This window comes from Eubacterium sp. An3 (assembly GCF_002159465.1).
GTDB classification, from domain to species: Bacteria; Bacillota; Clostridia; order Lachnospirales; family Lachnospiraceae; genus Anaerobutyricum; species Anaerobutyricum stercoris.
In genome coordinates this window covers 81413-100123 of the sequence record NZ_NFIR01000006.1, presented here as the reverse complement: position 1 = coordinate 100123, position 18711 = coordinate 81413, and the positions used below count along the sequence as shown (strand labels likewise).

Genomic DNA, 18711 nt, shown 5'->3' with positions numbered 1-18711 from the left:
CATGTTTTATCGCAGAAAGAACAGCGAAAACAGTCTGTAAAAGGTTCTGTTTTATCATATATATGGTTTATCATATATATGGAGAGAATATATAAGGAGAAGCGAGACAATGCAGGAAATAGAAGAACAGAAAATAATTCTTGTAGAGGACGACCAGGGAATCTGCGGAATGGTACGCGATTATCTGAAAGGAGAATCTTTTCAGGTAGACGTATATCATAAAGGGGAAACTGCCCTCCGGGCCTTTGCCGACGGAGATTACGTTCTCGCTCTGGTTGATCTGATGCTGCCGGATATGAGCGGCATGGAAGTCATTCGTGCCATCCGGGAAAGCAGCAGTCTTCCCATTATCATCATTACGGCAAAAGACACGGATACAGATAAAGTGATGGGACTGAATGTGGGAGCGGACGATTATGTGGTAAAGCCCTTTTCTCTGATTGAGCTTACGGCGAGAATCCGAGCAAATATCCGCCGCAGGATGCAGTATGACAACACCGTCAGAAAAGACAGGATTCTCACATATAAGGATCTGGAGATAAATATCTCGAAACGCACAGTGACCCAGAGCGGGCGGCCATTGCAGCTGACCCGGACAGAATTTGATATTCTCTCACTTCTCGCCGCAAATCCGGGCCGGGCGTTTTCAAAAGAAGCTCTTTATGAGCTGGTTTGGAAGGAGCCGTATTATGGGGAAGAAAATGTACTGAATTCCCATATGAATCGGCTGCGGGCAAAGCTTAAGAATCCGGCAAATCCCGAGATTGTATATATTAAAACTCTGTGGGGTACCGGCTATAAAATGGAGGAAGAATAAATGAATATCTGGATGATGGCAGGATGGGCGTTTATATCCTTCTGCCTTTTTTCTTTGTATGTCTGGGAGAGAAATAAATATAAAGAATTGCACCGGGAAATCCTTTATCTGGATGAACGGCTGCGGGATCTTGCTGCAGGAGAGAAAGGCGGGTATATCCTGGTGCCGTCCGCACATCCGGGTATAAGGAACATGACGGCTGACCTGAATCGGATGCTGGATGTTTTTTACCGGCAGCAAATGGAGTACCAGCGCACCCGGCGCTCCATGGAACAGGTTCTCACAAACATTTCCCATGATTTAAGGACGCCATTGACCGTTCTCAAAGGATACAGTGAGATGCTGGAAAGGGAGATGGCAGAACATATTTCGGGAACACATGTTTCAAAAGGAGATACCGAGGACAAACCTGCTGTCAGAAGCAGTAGTTCAGAAGAAAGGCTCCGGGAGATGACAGGAAAGATTTCTGAGAAAGCGGACGAGCTTGCAGTGCTCATGCAGGACTTTTTCACTTTGTCCAAGCTGGAGTCCGGAGATATGGTTTTACATTTACAGCGAATCAATCTTTCCCGCATTTGCCACGAAGTACTCCTTGATTATTATAATCTGCTGGAGAAAAAACATTTTGAAGCGGATATTCGGATGACAGAGGAGCCCTGCCCTGTGCTGACGGATGCAGGAGCTGTGGAGCGGATTTTGAAAAACCTGCTGGATAATGCCATAAAATACGGAGAAGAAGGACAGTACCTCGCCTTCCGCCTCTGCCGGCAGGACGGAAAAGTTTATGTGGAAGTGGAGGATCATGGAGAAGGAATCGCTCCGGAAGAACAGGAAAAGATCTTTGCCAGAGCTTACACAAAGGGAAGAGGGAGCGGTCTCGGTTTTGCCATTGCCGGCAATCTTGCCGCTCAGATGCGGGCAGACCTGACAGTTCGCAGCGAGAAGGGAGAAGGAACCGTTTTCCGGCTGACATTCGCATCGGGAGGAGAAGGGAAATCAGTTCCGGCGCAGGAGACAGAAAAACAGTAAAAATTCGTTGCAATAAAATGAATAGAGTCATTTGACAAAATCCTATAAGAATAAAACCGTGGTGGACGGCGTCAGCCTCCATGTAAAACGCGGGGAGATATATGGATGTGTGGGGCCCAATGGAGCCGGAAAGAGCACGATAATGAAGATGCTCCTCAATCTGATTCCGGCGGACAGCGGCGAGATTTATCTTTTTGGAGAAAAGCTCACAGATCGCAGTTATGAGTGTCTGAAACGGATGGGATCGATCATCGAGAATCCATATTTTTACGACAGGATGACGGCACGGCAGAATCTGGAAATGTACTGTGATTATATGGGGTATCATAACCGGGAACGTATCGGGGAGGTTCTTGAGGAAGTGAGTCTTCATCATGCGGAAAATAAGCCGGTTTCCCAGTTTTCTCTGGGTATGAAGCAGCGTCTCGCCATTGCGCGGGCGATTCTGACAAAACCGGAACTGCTCATTCTGGATGAGCCCATCAATACGCTGGATCCGGAAGGAATCCGTGAGATGCGCCGGTTGTTTCAGCGGCTCAGCCGGGAACAGGGCGTTACCATTTTCATATCCAGTCATATTTTGTCGGAAGTTGAGCAGATAGCGGATAGCATCGGGCAAATTGCTGCGGCGGCACTCATCACGGCCATTGCCATGTATGTCGTCTTTCAGAAGAAAGTTACATCCATCGACTGATTGCATAAACTGAAAAATGCGCTGCCCTGATCTGAAAGAACTTCTTCATTCAGGGACAGCGCATTCCTGCTGTTAATTAAGTACCTGTTCTCTGCCTACTGTGGCAGCATCTCCCTTTCACGCAAGACTTCAATCACGGTATCCATTTTGTCGTTCAGTGAATGGAACTCTCTTTTTACACTGGCTTTAAAAATATCAAAATCCAGCCTCAAGTCGTCTATTTTCTGATTGGTCAGCGTGATTTTATAATTGAGCCTTCGCATCTCTTCTCTGGCCTCTCTGGAGAAAGTGTTTAGATCAGAGACATCGTGTGTTAAAACATCGGACGTATCCTTGAGTTCTGAAACATCAGTTTGAAGAACAGCGACATTGGTTTTCAGCTCAGCAACGTCAGTTTTCAGAATTTCGGTAGTATCCTTGAGCTCAGCAACATCAGTTTTCAGAATTTCGGTAGTATCCTTGAGTTCAGCGACATCAGTTTTGAGAACCATGACGTCGGTTTTCAATTCCGCCACGTCAGCTTTTAGAATCTCGGTAGTTTCCTTAAGTTCCTCCACATCAGCTTTTAGAACCGCGACATCAGTCTTAAGTTCTGCAACATCAGATTTCAGAACCGCGACATCAGTCTTAAGTTCTGCAACATCAGATTTCAGAACTGCGACGTCAGTCTTGAGTTCCGCGACATCGGATTTCAGAACCGCAACGTCAGTCTTGAGCTCCGTGACGTCGGTTTTCAGAACGGCGACATCAGTTTTGAGCTCTGCGACGTCGGTTTTAAGCTCTGTCACGTCCTCTTTCAGCGACCGGATGTCTTCTTTCATTGGTGTCAGTTCCCGATGGAGCAGTGTTTCCATCATTGTCTGGAGTGTGTTTAAGTCATCATTCGTCAGTGACATAGTATTCACCTCCTTTTATTTGTGATATTATTTACAACATATTATAAGTATAAAGTCTATATCTATTTATATTATAATTTGATTTAATTGGAAAAGAAAGGGATTTCTGTGGGAAGGTTCCGATAAAGAATGTCTCATTCTTTCACATCTGTTAGATTCCGGAAAGATTGTGGTAAGAATGAAATGTTAGAATTAGTACAGAGTAAAGAAAGCAAGGAAGGGAAGGCGAAGGTTATGAAAGTTTTGCGTACAGAGAATCTGAAAAAGTATTACGGCAGCGGGGAGAGTCTGGTGAAGGCGCTGGACGGTGTGAATCTGACTGTTGACAGGGGAGAGTTTGTGGCTATCGTGGGTACCAGCGGCAGCGGAAAGTCCACGCTGCTCCATATGCTGGGAGGCCTCGATTATCCTACGGAGGGCAGTGTGTTTGTGGATGGGAAGGATATTTCCGGGCTGAAGGAGGACGCGCTGTGCATTTTCCGGCGCAGGAAGATCGGGTTTGTGTTCCAGAGTTATAATCTGGTGCCGGTGCTGAATGTCTATGAAAATATCGTGCTGCCCATTGAGCTTGACGGAAATGAGGTGGACACGGAGTATGTGGAGCAGGTGGCGGAAGTGCTGGGGCTGAAAGAGAGGCTGCACAGTATGCCGAACCAGCTCTCCGGCGGACAGCAGCAGAGAGTAGCCATCGCCCGGGCGCTGGCTACAAAGCCTGCGATACTCTTATGTGATGAGCCGACTGGGAATTTGGACACGAAAACGAGTCAGGATGTGCTGAGTCTTTTGAAGGTTACGGGAGAGAAATTCAGCCAGACCATCGTGATGATCACTCATAATGAGGAGATCGCGCAGCTTGCCGACCGGATCGTGCGTATTGAGGACGGAAAGATTAAAGGTGGTGAGCAGGATGCGTAAAGTGAAAAACAAGAAAGTTATCCGGCGGCTGTCGGACAGAAGCTTCCGGGAGGCCAGGACGAGAAATATTATCGCGGTCATAGCCATTGCCCTCACAGCCATGCTGTTTACCACGTTGTTTACACTGGGAATCGGTACGGTGGAGAACTTTCAGAGGGAAACCATGCGACAGTCCGGCGGCGATAATCACGGAGTAATCAAAAATATCACGAGAGAGCAGTATGAGAAACTGAGCCAGGATCCTTCCATCGTGGAGGCGGCAGACTGTATACTGGTGGCCGACGGTGTGGAGAACGAAGAATTTCTGAAGCGGCACATGGAGGCCTGGTATTATCCGGAGTATCATTATGAACACTGTTTTGTCGATATCATAGACGGACGGGCGCCGGAGGCGGCCGATGAGATTTTGATGGATGACATGTCCATGGAGCTTCTGGGGATGGAGCCGAAGGCAGGGCAGCAGGTGACGCTGAAGCTCCGGGTCAAAACGACGGACCAGGAGGTGACCGAGCGTACATTTACGATTGCCGGTGTGACAAAAGCGGACCCGGCCCTGGATGTCGGTTTTGCCATCGTGTCCGAAGCGTATCTTGACGCCCACGCCGATGAACTGGTCTACACGTACGATCAGGATTATTCCCTCACAGGAACCATCCGCATGGACATTACATTTGCCAACTCATTTTCCATTCAGGAGAAGCTTGACAAAGTCATCGAGAATGCCGGCTATTCCACGGACGAATCCAGTCCCGATTATGTGGCGAGCAATGCAAACTGGGCGTACGTATCGGGAAGCGCCGAGTCGGACCCGATGACCATCGGAGCTGTCGTGGGAGGACTTCTGCTCATTATTCTGACTGGCTACCTGATCATTTATAACATTTTTCAGATTTCCGTCATCCGGGATATTCACTATTACGGTCTGCTGAAGACCATCGGCGCCACGGGACGGCAGATCAAGAAGATCATCCGCCGTCAGGCGCTGCGGCTTGGCATCATGGGGATTCCGTTCGGACTGATTTTCGGTTATCTGATCGGAAAGGGAATCCTGCCGCAGATGATGGCCATGACCTCTTTTACGGGAAATGATGTGTCGGTATCCATTCATCCGCTGATTTTCATCGGCTCGGCGGTATTTACGCTCTTTACGGTCTGGATATCCACCGGAAAGCCGGCTCGCATTGCGGCGAAGGTTTCTCCGGTGGAGGCGGTCCGATATACCGACAGTGCCGGAGGCAGGAAGAAGAGCAAGAATTCCACCAACGGCGGGAAGCTTCCGAAGATGGCGCTGTCCAACCTGGGCCGGAACAAGAAGCGGACGGTGCTGGTGGTCTGCTCTCTGTCGCTGGCGATCATTCTGCTGAACAGCGTGTTCACGCTCACCCATTCCTTTGATCTGGACACGTATCTTAAGAGATTTGTCTCGACGGACTTTCAGGTGGCCAATGCGGCGTATTTCAATGTGATGAGCGGATACTCAGGGGCGGATGAGGAGACGATCAGTGAAGAAAATGTAACAGAAACGTTTGTGGATTACTGCAAGTCCCTGGATGGCTACCAGACCGGAGGCCGGCTGTATATGACGCAGATGATCGGGCTCCGCAAGGATTCCTGGACGCCGCCGGACTATTTCCCGAGAACGGCAGATGGACAGCCAGGCCAGAATTTTGGCGGAGAAATCGTGGAGCTCAATCATTTAGATGAGGAGAACTGGCTGACGTCTTTTTATGGCATGGAAGATTTCTTCTATTCTATTATAGAGGTGTACAAAGGAGAGTCCGATCTGGAGACCCTGAAAGAAAAGATGGCGACCGGAAAGTATATGCTGGTCAGTGTGGGGACTGACGATTATGGAAATGTAGAGGAAGAAACCATCGTCCATCAGCCGGGCGACAAAGTGACGCTCACCTATGGCGACGGAAAGACCAGGGAGTTTGAGGTGCTGGCGCTCATCAAAGACAATAGTTATGCGCTGAGCAACCGCAGCTTTATGACGCCGTTTTGTTATTACGTTCCTGCCGATGTGTTTAAGGAGATGGCGTCTGACCAGTTCCTCATGTGTTTTTCTTTTAATGCCGATGATGATAAAGAAGCTGCGATCGCATCTGCTCTGGAAGACTACACCTCTCAGGCAGAGCCGACCATGGACTTTGAGTCCAAAGGCTACTGGCTGGATCAGTTTGATGGCGTGATCGGTCTGTTCACTCTGATCGGCGGCGCATTGTCCTTTGTCATAGGAATCATCGGCGCGCTGAACTTTGTGAATTCCATCCTCACTGGAATCGTCACCAGACAGGGTGAGTTTGCCATGCTGGAAGCCATCGGCATGACGAAACGGCAGCTGCGGCGGATGCTCATACTGGAAGGTCTGTACTACGCCATTGCCACCATTGCATTTTCTCTGGTGTTTGGATGCCTGTTTTCGTTTACTGCGCTGCGGGTACTGTCCGGAGGTCTGTGGTTTATGAAATACCATTTCACCATCGTGCCGATGCTTTGTGTATTCCCGATTCTGCTGATCCTCGGCGCTTTCGTGCCGGCGATTTCCTTCCGGTTCTTTAAGAAGGAGAGCGTGGTGGAACGGCTGCGGAGGTTTAATGGATAAGCGGCGGTTTAACGTATTTTTCTATCCGGCGCAGTAGGAGCAGCTCTCCCGGACGATGAGCCGGCAGGGAAGTTCCAGCCGCACAGCGTCTTTGTGGCCGCCTCCGATATGGTCAAGGAGCAGCAGGACGGCGTGATGCGCCATCTCTTTTTTGGGAATATCGATGGTGGTGAGCATAGGCTTCGTCTCCTCAGATTCCTGAATGTTGTCGATGGAGATCACCGAAGGAATGTATCCCCGTTTGCGGTGCTTTTTCAGGCAGTCAAAGACGCCCAGGGCAGTGCTGTCATTGGCGCAGAAGATGGCGGAGGGCAGTTCCTTTTTCTGTAAGATCACCTGCATCATCTGCATCCCCTCCTGTCTGGTCTGGCTGGTGGGATAAATGTTCGAATAATCCAGCGGCAGATTGTGATTGATCAATGATTGATAATAACCGATATATCTCGCCTCATAGGAGCAGTCTCCTATGTAGGCGATTTTTTTATGTCCCAGGGAGATCAGGTAATTCATGGCGGTCACGGCGGCTGCGGTACCGCTGCACACCACCTCGTCGTAGTCAAAGTCCGTCGGATTCCGGTCGATGCCCACCAGATGATGATAGTAATTTTTCAGTGGAGAGATCAGCTCCGAAGGACATTTTCCAAGAAGAATCAGTCCGTCCGCGTGAGGAGTGTTGCCGGCGAAGGGCGTGGAAGCGTTCATCATGGTGGTGATGTCCGGCACGGTCAGAAGCCTGCCCAGCAGACAGCGCTGCTTCAAGAGCTCCTTCTTCAGCGCGTCATAAAGCTCGCGGAAGAACAGATCCTGGTCAAGAGAAGGAAAACGGGTGAGAAAAATATCAAAACAATAGGTATGTTCTTTGGACGCGGCCTGCTGATCGCCGCCCTTTTGCAGCGCCCTTGCCGCCGCGTTGGGAAGATATCGAAGCTCCTGCGCCGCCTGCCAGATGCGTTTCTCCAGCTCGGCGTCGGAACATTTATAATTTTCATTATTTAATACGCGGGAGACCGTGGAGACGGATGTTCCCGCACGTTTTGCGATTTCTTTTAATGACATAGAAACCTCCTGTTGGATGTGAAAACGTTATCACAAAAATGCGATATAAAAGATGGAATACATTTTATTTTGTTTAAGTATACAGGAAAAACCTTATAAAATCAACAAAAATGAATAGAAAACGTTTTCAAAAATGCCAGTTGTGAGAAAAACTGTTTTTGCATAAGATATAGGTAAGTTAAAAACATTGCAAAAAAAGTGGAGGTTATCATGAGAATAAAAGGATTAAAAAAGATAGTAGCAGCAGCGGCAATCATCGCAGCCATGGCCGGACTGGCAGGATGCGGCGGCGGAGGAAACAGTGATGGAAGCACGGATGTGAACATCGGATATTTCAATAACGTAACCCATGCGCAGGCATTATATATGAAGGCCAACGGAACATTGGAAGAGAATCTGGGCGATGACGTTAACGTGAGCTGGACCGCTTTTAATGCGGGACCTGCCGAGGTGGAAGCATTGTTTTCCGGTGATATTGACATCGGATACATTGGTCCGGTGCCGGCCATTAGCGCCAATGTAAATTCAAAGGGCGATGTGTCGGTTATCTCGGGTGCGACGCAGGCCGGTGCGGTTCTTGTGAAAGCAGCCGGTTCGGATATCCACTCTGTGGCTGATCTGGACGGAAAGACGGTTGCCATTCCGCAGATTGGAAACACGCAGCATCTTTGCTTATTAAAACTTCTGTCTGACAATGGCCTGTCCACCGTGGAAGAAGGCGGCACTGTCACAGTCACCGCCGTGGAAAACGCCGATGTGCAGAATATGATGGACCAGGGCAACATTGACGCGGCCGTTGTGCCGGAGCCGTGGGGCTCAGAGCTTGTAAAGGGCGGCGCGGAAATCGTGCTCGATTATAATGAGCTTTACATGAACGGCGACTATCCGGTGGCAGTTGTGGTAGTAAGAAATGAATTTATGGAAGAGCATCCGGACATTGTCAATGAGTTTCTCGCGCAGCACGAAGCGGCAACAGAAGCTATCAACGCCGATATGACAACGGCAGCCCAGACCATCAACGATGAGATCAACGCGGCCACGGGCAAATCCCTGGAGCTTGATGTGCTGACCAGCGCCTTCCAGAAAATCATCGTCTCCACAGACATTAATCAGGACGCCATGAATGATTTCGCGCAGATTTCTCTTGATGAAGAATTTATCGACGAACTGCCGGGAGATAATCTGATCGTCACCGTGGAGCAGTCGGCGGAATAACAGACAGTGATATTCTCAGGATTGCATAATGCGGTCCTGAGATTTTAATGAAAAAAGATAGAAAGGACGATCCCATGTCATTAGTTTTAAAAAATGTGAGCAAAACCTTTGACGACACCAATCAGGCGACGTTAAAAAATGTGGATTTGGAGATAAAACAGGGCGAATTTCTCTGCGTGGTCGGACGAAGCGGATGCGGCAAGAGTACTTTGCTGAATCTTATCGCCGGCCTGGAAAAACCTACCTCCGGTGAGATTCTTCTCAATGGAAAGCCGGTCACCGGACCGGGAGCGGACCGCACGGTCATGTTTCAGGAACATGCGCTGTTCCCTTGGCTCAACGTCATCCAGAATGTGAAGTTCGGTATGGAGATGACCGGCGTTCCGAAAGAAGAGCAGGAGAGAAGAGCAGACAAGTATCTGGAGATGATGCAGCTGAATGATTATCGCGAATACGCTATTCATCAGCTTTCCGGTGGTATGCGCCAGCGGGTGGCTCTGGCAAGAGCGTTTACTATGGATTCGGAGATCCTTCTGATGGATGAACCGTTTTCCGCCCTTGACAAGCAGACCTCCAACCGTCTGCGCAAGGAGCTGCAGGAGATTTGGATGCAGACCCAGAAGACCATTTTCTTTATTACCCACAGTGTGGAGGAGGCCGTTTTCCTGGGCGACCGCATCGCGGTGATGTCCGCCACGAAAGGCTGCATCCGCAACATTGTAAATGTGGAGCTGGAACGGCCAAGACATGTCTATGACGAGAAGTTCATTGAGTATCGTCATAAGATCTTAGATGAGATACAGGGGGAGGATGAGAACGCATGAAAAAAAGAAGTCTGAAAGCAACAGTCATACAGGAACTTTTATTTCTGGCGGCCATCGTCGTCCTCTGGCAGCTGATATATATGGTCGGCGTGGACGGTCTGTCCATCTGGAAAGCCTACGCCATGCCGTCGCCGGCCGGCGTCTGGGAAAGCTTCGTTGATCTGATGAGCGACGGCAGCCTGCTGTCCGCCATCGGTTACAGCCTCCTGAGAGGCGCCATCGGTTACGCAATCTCGCTGGTACTTGGCGGAATCCTCGGTATCTTAATGAACCATTTTGGATTCCTTCACCGGAATCTCCGTCCGCTGGTCATGGGTGTACAGACGCTGCCGAGCGTCTGCTGGGTGCCGTTTTCTATTCTCTGGTTCGGCCTGACCCAGACAGCCATCGTCTTCGTTGTTGTGATGGGATCTGCCTTCAGCATCTCCATCGCCGTGGACAATGCCATCAACAACGTGCCTCCGATCTATAAGAAAGCGGCGCTGACCATGGGAGCCAACCAGAAACAGATCTACCGTAAGGTTGTATTCCCGGCCTGTCTGCCGGAGCTCATCGCCGGTATGAAGCAGGGATGGTCCTTTGCATGGAGAGCACTGATGAGCGGCGAGGTCATGACCACTTCCATCGGACTGGGCCAGACACTGATCACCGGACGAAACCTTGCGGACATCAACCAGGTTATGCTTGTTATGGTAGTGATCGTTCTGGTGGGTATCTTCATCGACCAGGCAATCTTCCGCACGGTAGAAAAGAGAGTGCTCCGTAAGAGAGGGCTGGAAAACTGACGGCTATCTTCATTTAGCAAGTAAAGCTAATATATGTGGGTGGACGCCTTTCCCGGGCTACGGCCTGCAAACAGATTTGTCAATATAGGAATTCCACCGGAACTTCATATGAAATCAAGAACTCCTGCCAGAGACTGCAAATGGTCTTTGGCAGGAGTTTTTGTCGTTAGTCTGTTATTTTAAATTCATCTATAAAAGTATTTTCATAATCTTGCAGCTGGTGATATATTGCATCCACATAAACGGTAGAAACTTCTATACGATACAGCATCACATAATTATGTTTTGTGAAATTAATAGCGCGATATCCATACTGTTTTAACTGTGGATGTCTGCAATATTTCAGACTTGCTGCTACAAGAGAAAGCCGTTTTCTTGTTTCCAGGGCATCCTGCCAGACGTTGCTGGCAGCAGATACATTCAATAGAGTATATTGAATATAATCAATGTAACGATTTAATTGGGACAAAGCGTTTGGAGAGATGATTACATCAAAGGAATCCATGTTCCTGTCCCAGTTTCATCAGCGCTTCTTCCATATTCAGACCTTCTCCGCGAGATATCTGCTCCCGGGATATTTCAAGGTCCGAAAGTACCTGCCTCGAATCAACAGGTAAAAAAGGATTCGCTGATTTGTTGGAAACAAAAAGCTGTTGTGTATATTTAAAAACTTTTAATCTTTCGTCTTCTGGCATCGCTTCCAGCATGGATACCGTGGCATCTAAAGTATTCATAAGAAACCCTCCTTTTATTGTAACACTGGAATACTATGCTTCGACTAATATTATACATGAATCAAATACACAATTCAATGGCAGGCCATTTTATTTCTCCTGCTCCCGGCAGTAAGCAAGAAATTCTTCGCGGGTTACCCGGACAGCGCCCTCTTTCTGGATATCGGTGCGGATATCAATAGGAACGCCGTATTCCCGTTCCATGATGGCTTTGATCCGCGGGCGGCAGAAATCGCCCTGGCAGTAGCCCATGGAGGCGCGGGTCCGTCTCTTGACGCCGTCCACTGAGAGAACAGGGATGCCCCGGTGGAGACAGTCCACGATGGTCTTTTCTTCCACCTGCTCGCAGCGGCAGATGATTTTTTCCGGGCAGGACGGGATGTCGAGGAGCGGCGCAATCTCGGAATATGGACGCATTTCCTCCTTGCGCTCGATGATCGGCGCCCGGTAAGGATCGTAGGACGGATCTTCTTCCAAAGTAAGTCCCTGAGCGGCCAGCTCCTCCGTAATCATGTCGGCGATGGCCGGAGATGAGGTGAGACCCGGCGACTGGATGCCGGCGGCATTGAGGAATCCCGGCGTCGCGGTGGCGCCCACGATGAAATCATCGGTGCTTGCCACGGCACGGAGACCGGTAAAGCTGCGGATAAATGTCTCGATGTCCATTTTGTCGGTGGTGAGAAGCCCTTCTTTATAAATCTTATAAAGCCGTTCCACATGGGTGCTTCTGTCTACACCGCCGTCCTCGTCGATGGCGTCCGGGCCCAGCAGAAGATTGCCGTGATAGGTGCTGGTGACCAGAATACCTTTGCCCATCTTGGACGGCATCTGGAATACGACAGTATTCAATGCCTTGCCGGTTCCCGGCGCAAATAAAATGTACTCGCCGGAGCGCGGGCGGATCTCAAAAGTTTTTTCATTGACCATCTGATCAATCTTGTCAGAATAAAGTCCGGCCGCGTTGATGACGTAACGGGTTTTGAAATCCCGGTTTGTCATATGAACCACAAAATGATCTTCTTCTTTATCAATTCCCACAACCTCGGAGAACAGGAACAGCTCTACGCCGTTATGAACAGCATTTTCCGCCATGGCGATAGCCATCTCATACGGGGAACAGACTCCGGCGCCCTCGCAGTACAGGGCGTAACGCACGTCCGGATTAATGTTCGGTTCCATGGCCATGATCTCATCGTGACTGAGGATCTTCAGATCGGTAAGGCCGTTTTTCTGACCGTTTTCCAGCATGGCCTCAAGCTTCAGCAGATCATTTTCATCGGTGGTGATGACAAGGCTGCCGGTCTTGCGGAATCCGAAATTCAGCTCCTTGTTGAGCTGCTCATACTGTACCCGCCCCTTGTAGCAGAGCCGGCCTTTCAGCTTGGCGTTGGCTTCGGCGTAGCCGCCGTGCACGATGGCGCTGTTGGCTTTGGTGGAACCCATGGCCACGTCGTTGGACTTCTCCACGAGACAGACAGAAAGCTTATAGCGGGACAGTCTTCTGGCGATGGTCGTGCCGACGATACCGCCGCCGATGATCAATACGTCATACATAATAGTCTCCTCCTTTTTTCGTTTCTTATGGGAAACGCACATTTTTGATAACAGTAATCGTTATTAATTTTGATTATACTACGGAAATCTCCATGTCACAAGGGAAAAAATTGCGAATCATATCTCCCGGGTTGTCTCATATATATAAAGCATAAGAAATCCGCGTGCCGGCAGAAGACAGATTATGAGGCGCAGTACGGGCAGAAAACCGACGGTTGCCAGATATAAAAAAGACGGCATGCCAGGCAGGAAGGAGGAGAACCAGTGGAGAAAACAGAGCTTTCCAGAGAAATCCTGCACATTTTTTCTGACAGTATCCGGAAACGCATAGAGGGAATCCTGTGCCGGCCGGACCTGACGGAGATCCGCCTGCGGGTGAATCTCCCCCTGATGATCCGGACGCTCCGGCGGGAATATTATCTGACGGAAGAGGGGGAGCTGTCCTGCGGGACGGGAAATGCATACATAGTCACCCCGGAGGATATCCGTATCATTTTTCAGAAAATCAGCCAGTATTCTCTTTTTGCTTATAAAGAAGAGGTGCGGGAGGGGTTCATCACTTTGAAGGGCGGCCACCGGATCGGCCTTTGCGGCAAAGTATATTATGACGGGGAGGGGAAGCGGCAGCTGCAGCAGATCTCTTCCATGAATATACGAATCGCCAGACAGATCACCGGATGCTGCCGGACCTTTTTCCCTTATCTCACGGAGGACGGCTGCTTTTTTAACACCCTGCTGATTTCGCCGCCGGGTGGAGGAAAAACCACTTTTTTGCGGGACATTATCCGCATGCTGTCCGACGGAACCGACTATTTTGCGGGGCAAAATGTATCGGTGGTGGATGAAAGAAGCGAGATCGGAAACCGGACAAGGCTCTCGGAGGGATTTTATCTGGGGCGACGTACCGACCTTCTGGATCACTGTCCAAAAGCCGACGGCATGCTCATGATGCTTCGTACCATGGCACCCCAGATTATCGCCGCCGATGAGATTGGAGACGCGGGCGATATTGAAGCGCTCCGGTACATACGAAACTGCGGCTGCCGTCTGCTGATGACGGTGCACGGCAAAGATGTGGGAGACATTCTGGAGCGCCCCTTTCTGGGGGAATACCTCAGAAAATACCCTTTTGAGCGTTATGTGCAGATTCAGGCGGAGAAAACCGGCCGCCGCCGCGTTGACATTTTTGACGCCAGGCAGAACCGGGTGTGGAGGGGGATAACATGAAGTGGTTCGGCGCATTTCTTCTTCTTGTTTCAGGGTATCTGTTAAGCCGCCGCCTGGCGGAGCCCGGCATAAGGCATGTGGAGCTTCTGGAAGAGGGGGAATATTTGTTTCGCCTGCTGGAATCGGAGATCAGAAACGCAAAGATTCCCCTGCCGGAGCTGTTTGCTGACATCAGCCGCCGCACCGGATCTCTCTGGAAAGGATTCTTTGCCGACCTGTCGGAGGAGATGAAAGAAGAAAGGGATTTTGCTTTCGGGGACGAATTTGAATGCCTGCTCACATTTCATTTATCAGGAATCCTCACGGAAGAGGAGCTGCTCCTTTTTCTGCGGGCGGGGCGAAACCTCCTGTCCGACGATTTGACATTTCACAAAAATACATCGGAGCAGCTTTCCCGGGAAATCCGCGAACACGTCTCCGGCATGAAAAAACGGCTGGACAGCCAGAAAAAGGTATACCAGGCTCTGTGTCTGTCCATGAGCGCACTGATTGTTATTATTCTGATATAGGAGAGACGTATGACCATTCAGCTTATTTTTAAAATTGCAGCCGTGGGCATTCTCGTGACCATTTTAAATCAGGTGCTAAAGCACGCCGGACGGGAGGAGCAGGCTTTCCTTATCAGTCTTTCCGGGCTGTTTATCGTGCTGTCATGGATCATTCCGTGCATCAACGATCTGTTTTCTCAGATATACAGCCTGTTTCAACTGTAAATGTACGGGCAGCGCGCCTGTTCCTGCAAAGCTTACGTTACGGGGGAATCCATATGGTCATTTTAAAAATCGCGCTGATTGGCATCGGAGGAGCCGTCCTCGCCCTGGTGGTCCGGCAGTTTCAGAAAGAATACAGTGTATTTGTCCTTCTGGCCGTCTGCCTGTTCCTTATCGCCTACCTCACCTCAAATGTATCGGTCATCGTGGACTTTGCGGAAAATCTGGGGGAAAAGATTCACATCAGCGACACCTATATCAAAATACTGTTCAAGCTGCTGGCCATCGCCTTCATTTGCCAGGTGGCCTCCAACATCTGCCAGGATCTGGGCTACCAGTCCATCTCCTTTCAGGTGGAGATCATCGGGAAAATATCTATTTTTATCCTGAGCATACCAATCATCAACTCATTGCTGGAGACCATCGAATCGGTCATGTGACGGAACTGTTCCGGCCGCCGGGAGAAAGGAGGACCGCCGTGAAAATAAAAAGAACTTTGCTGCCGGTCGCCCTTCTTCTTTCGATTTTTTTGTTTATGACCTGCGGCTGCCTGCCGGTGCGGGCGGCTGTGTTGCCGGTGAGCGGGAAAATCGGACAGGATGTACGAGAAAACGTTGCCTTACTGGAATCTGGTCGGGAGGCAGAAGCAGAGACGGACAGCCCGGTGAGCCAGGGAAATGGAGCGGCGACGGACAACCTGCCCAATCAAGAAGATGGAGAGGCGACGAGCAACTCGTCTGGTCAGGAATCCGAAGAGACCGCTGAGAGCCAGCTGGACATCGATGCTCTGGAAAGAGAGCTGGAAAGTCTTGAGGAGGAGTATGAATATCCGGATTTTTCCGCTATTTTTGACGCGTTGCTGGACTTTCGGTTTGTGGACGCGCTGGAGGAAGCCGGTGTGTGGCTGGTGGAAACGCTGACCTATGAGATTTCGACTTCCTGGGTGCTGATGGGGGAGCTGATCGGCGTCATATTATTTGCCGCCGCCTTTAACAACATTTCCTCCTCGTTCCGGCAGTTTGCCATCGGGGACAGCGGGTTCCTCATCTCGTACTTTATAACCTTTACGATTATCTTCGCCAACTTCACCATCATGGCAAATCTCTTTGAACATACGGTGGAGACTCTCTCAAAACTCCTGAAGATGGTGATTCCCGTGTATACCCTGGCGGTCACCCTGAGCGGCAACCTGTCAGTGGGCGTGGTGTTTTACGAATACTTTATGATCGTGGTGTTGGTGGTGAACTGGATCTGCCTGACGGTGATCCTCCCCATGATTCAGTATTATCTGCTCTTGGAGCTACTCAACAATTTCTCCGCCAGACAAAACATTTCCAGATTGTGTGAGAGCCTCTACCTGCTGTTATCCAAGAGCATGAAATTCCTTTTCGTGCTGTTTTTCGGCTTTCATCTGCTGGAAACCATGGTGGTTCCCTCCTTTGACGCCACAAAAAATGCGGTGTTCAACCGGATTGTGGGGATGATTCCCGGCGCAGGCTCTGTGGTGCAATCTGTGGCAGGAACGGTGGTGGGTTCTTCCATCATGATAAAAAATACCATGGGAGCCACGGCGATTATTTTTATCCTTCTGTTGCTGGCAATCCCCATCATCAAGCTGCTGCTGTACTGCCTGTTCTACCTGCTCCTGTCCATCCTGCTGGAGCCGGTGGCGGACGAGCGTTTCATCCGCTGCATCAGCGCGGCACAAAAAAGCGGCATCCTTCTCGTATATACCTTAGGGATTACCGCGGCGCTGTTTATTCTCACCATCGCGGTCACGTCTCTGGCGACCAACAAAGTGTGAGCCGGCGGCCGACAAGAATGGCGGCGCAAAGCTGGCGCAGGAGAACGCCGGCTGTGCTTGATCACCAAAAAGGAGGTGCATCCCACGGAATACTTTAAAGAATGGCTGAAAACCATTCTCTACATGAATGTGCTCCTGCTCGTTTGCGACAGTTTTATTCAGAAAACAAAATATGAAAGCTACCTCCGGTTCTTCTCCGGCTTTCTCATGATGCTCTGTCTGATGAAGCCCCTCATCGACCTGGCGGGAGCCGGACAGTATATGGACGCCTCCTACATTATCAACCAGCTGAAAAACGAATGGCAGGTCATCGAGCAGTCGGAGGATCTGCGGGGCATGAAAAAGGACATTCAGGAGGAATATGACGACACGATACAGAAGCAGGTGACAGAGCTCGCCGCTTCTTTTTTCATTGAGGTGACCGAAGTCCGTGTCCGCTGGGAAACCGACGGAAGCGCCATAAAGGAACTTGACGTCGAAGGGAAGGAGACGGGAGAGGAGGGGGAGACGCCGCAGATTCATGACCTTCGGGAAGCGCTGATGGAATCCTATAATCTGGAATCCTCGAATATAGATATAACGATACGTGACTGAAACAAAGAGGGGCTGGTATTCACACGCCTGCGGGCGCATGCACAGGAAAGACGGGAGTCGGTATGGAAAAGAAAAAACGCAGAAAAATAACGCTGAAGGATTTTGGTGTGGAAAAGATTCTCCTCATTGCCATTGCCGGAGTCATCCTCCTGGTGACCAATGTTTCGGAATGGCGGGCGAGAGCTGCGCCGGATGAGACCACAGAGACACAAAATACTGCGGCAGTCAGCGAAAATGAAGCATATATTGAGAGTCTCGAAAATAAATTAGTACATATCCTGGAAAATGTTGACGGGGTGGGACAGGTGGAGGTGATGATCACTTTACAAGCTTCCAGAGAATCAGTTCTGAATAAAGATGACACGGAGGAACTGGAAACGGAGACAGAAACCTCCGATGGGACACAAAACGAGCGGCAGAGCAGCAGAAGTGAAAATGAAACGGTTCTCTCCGATGAGAACGGGGAGTCAGCGCCGTACGTGATCAAGGAGCTTGAACCGGAGATCGCCGGCGTAGTCATCGCCTGCGAGGGGGCAGACAACAACACGGTGGCCGCGTCGGTTACCGAGGCCGCACAGGTTCTATTTGGAATATCTGTTAATCGCATCAAGGTTTTAAAAATGGAGGTCCATCAATGAAAAAAATATTTAAGAGCAATCAGATCGCGATCACATCCCTGGCCATTATGATTGCCGTAGCCGGGTATCTGAACTTCACAAAATCAGAGGCGCCGTCCACCGCCAGTTACGAAAATGCGGAGGAATCCCTGGATACCATCGACACCATGGACATATCCGACGGCGATTCCCTCATCAGTGAAAAAGTGGACGATGAGATTCCCACAGAAGAAACCGAGACCATCGGCGACGCTGTGCTGACCCAGGCGCAGGTGGGAGAATACGTGGCCGGAGCCAAGATGGAACGGGAGCAGACCCGCTCCAAGACCCGGGACTCTCTGAACGAGATCATAGAAAATGAATCTTTAAGCGACAGCGAAAAAGAAGACGCCGTGGCAAAACTCACCAAGCTGGCCGAAGTTATCGAGAAAGAAGCGGCAGCCGAACAGCTTCTGGACACCAAAGGGTACGGAGACTCCGTAGTCTCCATCGGCGAAGACAGCGTGGACGTGGTGTTAAACTACAACGAACTCAGCCAGGCAGACCGGGCGCAGATTGAAGACATCGTCACCCGGAAAACAGGCTGCACTGTCAGCCAGATTGTCATCAGCCGGATGAACGTGTCAGGAAGTTGA

The 18711-nt window shown here is 50.0% G+C and carries 21 protein-coding genes; 16 read left to right on the top strand and 5 right to left on the bottom strand.

Annotated elements, in window-relative coordinates:
• Positions 1-109: 109 nt before the first annotated feature.
• From B5F87_RS08020 to B5F87_RS08010, 3 genes are read left to right on the top strand one after another with little or no spacing between them, the layout of a single operon-like run.
• Positions 110-817, top strand: a complete 708-nt coding sequence (locus B5F87_RS08020; RefSeq protein ID WP_087279413.1) for a response regulator transcription factor — start codon at positions 110-112, stop codon at positions 815-817.
• Positions 818-1846 (top strand): HAMP domain-containing sensor histidine kinase, encoded by a 1029-nt coding sequence (locus tag B5F87_RS08015; protein ID WP_087279410.1) that lies wholly within the window; start codon positions 818-820, stop codon positions 1844-1846. It begins immediately after the preceding gene.
• Positions 1847-1877: 31 nt separating this feature from the next.
• The gene (locus tag B5F87_RS08010; RefSeq protein ID WP_087279408.1) at positions 1878-2540 is read left to right on the top strand and encodes an ABC transporter ATP-binding protein; all 663 of its coding nucleotides are present in this window, start codon (positions 1878-1880) and stop codon (positions 2538-2540) included.
• 95 nt (positions 2541-2635) lie between these two features.
• Here the strand turns inward: B5F87_RS08010 and B5F87_RS08005 are convergent, their stop codons facing one another.
• The gene (locus B5F87_RS08005) at positions 2636-3436 is read right to left on the bottom strand and encodes a hypothetical protein (protein WP_087279405.1); all 801 of its coding nucleotides are present in this window, start codon (positions 3434-3436) and stop codon (positions 2636-2638) included.
• A gap of 234 nt (positions 3437-3670) precedes the next feature.
• Here B5F87_RS08005 and B5F87_RS08000 point away from each other — a divergent pair, with 234 nt between their 5' ends.
• Positions 3671-4351, top strand: a complete 681-nt coding sequence (locus B5F87_RS08000) for an ABC transporter ATP-binding protein (protein ID WP_087279402.1) — start codon at positions 3671-3673, stop codon at positions 4349-4351.
• Positions 4344-6956 (top strand): ABC transporter permease, encoded by a 2613-nt coding sequence (locus B5F87_RS07995; protein WP_087279399.1) that lies wholly within the window; start codon positions 4344-4346, stop codon positions 6954-6956. Before B5F87_RS08000 ends, B5F87_RS07995 begins: the two co-directional genes overlap by 8 nt.
• Before the next feature lie 21 nt (positions 6957-6977).
• Here the strand turns inward: B5F87_RS07995 and B5F87_RS07990 are convergent, their stop codons facing one another.
• Entirely contained in the window at positions 6978-8012 is a 1035-nt protein-coding gene (locus B5F87_RS07990) for a LacI family DNA-binding transcriptional regulator (RefSeq protein WP_087279396.1), read from the bottom strand.
• Between the two features lie 210 nt (positions 8013-8222).
• On the opposite strand from B5F87_RS07990, the gene B5F87_RS07985 reads away from it, so the two are divergent.
• From B5F87_RS07985 to B5F87_RS07975, 3 genes are all read left to right on the top strand, one after another.
• On the top strand, positions 8223-9227 hold the full coding sequence (locus B5F87_RS07985) for an aliphatic sulfonate ABC transporter substrate-binding protein (RefSeq protein ID WP_087279393.1): 1005 nt from the start codon (positions 8223-8225) through the stop codon (positions 9225-9227).
• 74 nt (positions 9228-9301) lie between these two features.
• A complete protein-coding gene (locus tag B5F87_RS07980; protein WP_087279524.1) occupies positions 9302-10051 on the top strand; it encodes an ABC transporter ATP-binding protein in 750 nt (249 codons plus the stop codon).
• The gene (locus B5F87_RS07975) at positions 10048-10836 is read left to right on the top strand and encodes an ABC transporter permease (protein ID WP_087279389.1); all 789 of its coding nucleotides are present in this window, start codon (positions 10048-10050) and stop codon (positions 10834-10836) included. The genes B5F87_RS07980 and B5F87_RS07975 overlap by 4 nt, the downstream gene beginning before the upstream one ends.
• A 166-nt stretch (positions 10837-11002) precedes the next feature.
• Here the strand turns inward: B5F87_RS07975 and B5F87_RS07970 are convergent, their stop codons facing one another.
• The 3 genes from B5F87_RS07970 to B5F87_RS07960 all read right to left on the bottom strand — a co-directional run bounded on the left by B5F87_RS07970 (position 11003) and on the right by B5F87_RS07960 (position 13124).
• Positions 11003-11341: a type II toxin-antitoxin system RelE/ParE family toxin gene (locus tag B5F87_RS07970; protein ID WP_087279386.1), complete on the bottom strand. Its 339-nt coding sequence runs from the start codon at positions 11339-11341 to the stop codon at positions 11003-11005.
• Positions 11328-11570: a hypothetical protein gene (locus B5F87_RS07965; protein WP_087279383.1), complete on the bottom strand. Its 243-nt coding sequence runs from the start codon at positions 11568-11570 to the stop codon at positions 11328-11330. The genes B5F87_RS07970 and B5F87_RS07965 overlap by 14 nt, the downstream gene beginning before the upstream one ends.
• Positions 11571-11660: 90 nt before the next feature.
• Positions 11661-13124: an NAD(P)/FAD-dependent oxidoreductase gene (locus B5F87_RS07960; protein ID WP_087279379.1), complete on the bottom strand. Its 1464-nt coding sequence runs from the start codon at positions 13122-13124 to the stop codon at positions 11661-11663.
• A gap of 264 nt (positions 13125-13388) precedes the next feature.
• Between B5F87_RS07960 and spoIIIAA the strand changes: the two genes are divergently transcribed.
• From spoIIIAA to B5F87_RS07920, 8 genes are all read left to right on the top strand, one after another.
• Positions 13389-14351: a stage III sporulation protein AA gene (gene spoIIIAA, locus B5F87_RS07955; protein ID WP_087279376.1), complete on the top strand. Its 963-nt coding sequence runs from the start codon at positions 13389-13391 to the stop codon at positions 14349-14351.
• Positions 14348-14860, top strand: a complete 513-nt coding sequence (locus B5F87_RS07950) for a stage III sporulation protein AB (protein WP_087279373.1) — start codon at positions 14348-14350, stop codon at positions 14858-14860. Before spoIIIAA ends, B5F87_RS07950 begins: the two co-directional genes overlap by 4 nt.
• A gap of 9 nt (positions 14861-14869) precedes the next feature.
• Positions 14870-15064, top strand: coding sequence for a stage III sporulation protein AC (gene spoIIIAC / locus B5F87_RS07945; protein ID WP_087279370.1), 195 nt, complete (start codon positions 14870-14872; stop codon positions 15062-15064).
• Between the two features lie 53 nt (positions 15065-15117).
• Positions 15118-15501, top strand: coding sequence for a SpoIIIAC/SpoIIIAD family protein (locus tag B5F87_RS07940; protein ID WP_158096995.1), 384 nt, complete (start codon positions 15118-15120; stop codon positions 15499-15501).
• Between the two features lie 38 nt (positions 15502-15539).
• Entirely contained in the window at positions 15540-16865 is a 1326-nt protein-coding gene (locus B5F87_RS07935; RefSeq protein ID WP_143405236.1) for a stage III sporulation protein AE, read from the top strand.
• Positions 16866-16922: 57 nt separating this feature from the next.
• On the top strand, positions 16923-17459 hold the full coding sequence (locus tag B5F87_RS07930) for a stage III sporulation protein AF (RefSeq protein WP_087279362.1): 537 nt from the start codon (positions 16923-16925) through the stop codon (positions 17457-17459).
• A 62-nt stretch (positions 17460-17521) separates the two neighbouring features.
• On the top strand, positions 17522-18097 hold the full coding sequence (locus tag B5F87_RS07925; RefSeq protein WP_087279360.1) for a hypothetical protein: 576 nt from the start codon (positions 17522-17524) through the stop codon (positions 18095-18097).
• Complete coding sequence (locus B5F87_RS07920; RefSeq protein ID WP_087279358.1) at positions 18094-18711, top strand: SpoIIIAH-like family protein; 618 nt, start codon at positions 18094-18096, stop codon at positions 18709-18711. Before B5F87_RS07925 ends, B5F87_RS07920 begins: the two co-directional genes overlap by 4 nt.

Bases quoted from the DNA above. Each gene is read 5' to 3' on its own strand.
- B5F87_RS07925 (WP_087279360.1), top strand. From the start codon at position 17,522: ATGGAAAAGAAAAAACGCAGAAAAATAACGCTGAAGGATTTTGGTGTG.
- B5F87_RS07975 (WP_087279389.1), top strand. From the start codon at position 10,048: ATGAAAAAAAGAAGTCTGAAAGCAACAGTCATACAGGAACTTTTATTT.
- B5F87_RS08020 (WP_087279413.1), top strand. From the start codon at position 110: ATGCAGGAAATAGAAGAACAGAAAATAATTCTTGTAGAGGACGACCAG.
- B5F87_RS08005 (WP_087279405.1), bottom strand. From the start codon at position 3,436: ATGTCACTGACGAATGATGACTTAAACACACTCCAGACAATGATGGAA.
- spoIIIAC (WP_087279370.1), top strand. From the start codon at position 14,870: ATGACCATTCAGCTTATTTTTAAAATTGCAGCCGTGGGCATTCTCGTG.
- B5F87_RS07950 (WP_087279373.1), top strand. From the start codon at position 14,348: ATGAAGTGGTTCGGCGCATTTCTTCTTCTTGTTTCAGGGTATCTGTTA.
- B5F87_RS08000 (WP_087279402.1), top strand. From the start codon at position 3,671: ATGAAAGTTTTGCGTACAGAGAATCTGAAAAAGTATTACGGCAGCGGG.
- B5F87_RS07940 (WP_158096995.1), top strand. From the start codon at position 15,118: ATGGTCATTTTAAAAATCGCGCTGATTGGCATCGGAGGAGCCGTCCTC.
- B5F87_RS07980 (WP_087279524.1), top strand. From the start codon at position 9,302: ATGTCATTAGTTTTAAAAAATGTGAGCAAAACCTTTGACGACACCAAT.
- B5F87_RS07920 (WP_087279358.1), top strand. From the start codon at position 18,094: ATGAAAAAAATATTTAAGAGCAATCAGATCGCGATCACATCCCTGGCC.
- B5F87_RS07970 (WP_087279386.1), bottom strand. From the start codon at position 11,341: ATGGATTCCTTTGATGTAATCATCTCTCCAAACGCTTTGTCCCAATTA.
- B5F87_RS07985 (WP_087279393.1), top strand. From the start codon at position 8,223: ATGAGAATAAAAGGATTAAAAAAGATAGTAGCAGCAGCGGCAATCATC.
- B5F87_RS07960 (WP_087279379.1), bottom strand. From the start codon at position 13,124: ATGTATGACGTATTGATCATCGGCGGCGGTATCGTCGGCACGACCATC.
- B5F87_RS07995 (WP_087279399.1), top strand. From the start codon at position 4,344: ATGCGTAAAGTGAAAAACAAGAAAGTTATCCGGCGGCTGTCGGACAGA.
- B5F87_RS07965 (WP_087279383.1), bottom strand. From the start codon at position 11,570: ATGAATACTTTAGATGCCACGGTATCCATGCTGGAAGCGATGCCAGAA.
- B5F87_RS07990 (WP_087279396.1), bottom strand. From the start codon at position 8,012: ATGTCATTAAAAGAAATCGCAAAACGTGCGGGAACATCCGTCTCCACG.
- B5F87_RS08015 (WP_087279410.1), top strand. From the start codon at position 818: ATGAATATCTGGATGATGGCAGGATGGGCGTTTATATCCTTCTGCCTT.